The organism is Hymenobacter sp. B1770, from assembly GCF_049896385.1.
Classification (GTDB): Bacteria; Bacteroidota; Bacteroidia; order Cytophagales; family Hymenobacteraceae; genus Hymenobacter.
Genome location: NZ_JAFCUF010000062.1, coordinates 1 through 806, shown reverse-complemented (window position 1 = coordinate 806; position 806 = coordinate 1). Strand labels below are relative to the sequence as shown.

Sequence of the window (806 nt, the reverse complement as noted above, 5' to 3'; positions counted from 1 at the left end):
TAGGTTGTACGGACAATTAACGGAGCCAAAGCAAGGCAGAGACGAAATGGAGCATGCCTAAAAAGCTGCTGGCTGTCTTGTCGTAGCGTGTAGCCAAGCGCCGAAACTGCTTGAGGCGGCTAAAAAAGCGCTCGACTTTGTTACGGTCGCGGTACAAATTCCGGTCAATGGCGCGTTCGAGGCAGCGGGTTTTCTTGCCGGGAATCACGGCTTGCGCGCCGAGGGCTTCCACGCAAGCCACCACGGCATCCGTGTCGTAGCCTTTGTCGCCCAGCACGTGGCCTGCGCCCGCCGCGGCAGCCAGCAACTCAGCCGCCCGTTGGCAATCGGCCTGCTGGCCCGGGCCGAGCAGCAGGCGCACGGGGTTGCCCAGTGCATCGACCAGGGCGTGGATTTTCGTCGTCAGTCCGCCGCGACTGCGTCCGAGGGCCTCGTCGCCGACCCGGCTTTTTTCGGCTGCCCGCCGCCTGGGCGTGGGCCCGCACGATGGTCGAGTCGAGCATGACCCAGTCCATATCCGGCTCTTGCACCGCCTCGAACAAGCGCTTCCACACGCCCGTTTGCGCCCAGCGCCGGCAGCGCTTGCGCTGCGTGTCGGCCTTGCCGAAGCGCGCCGGCAACGTCCGCCAGGCCGCCCCGTGGCGCGCAATCCAGAGCACCGCGTTCAAAAACAGGCGGTTGTCGCCCGCCGTGCGGCCCACATCGCCGGCTTTGCCGGCCAGATGCGGCGCCAACAACGCCCACGTGCGGTCACTGATTTCGTCTAATTGATTCACGAACGCAAAGCTAATTGTCCGTACAACCTA

Annotated in this window: 1 pseudogene; it reads right to left on the bottom strand. The window is 64.4% G+C overall.

The window, feature by feature from the left end:
- Positions 1-16: 16 nt before the first annotated feature.
- Positions 17-701: pseudogene (locus tag ACP7AJ_RS21470) on the bottom strand (IS5 family transposase).
- Positions 702-806 lie beyond the last annotated feature (105 nt).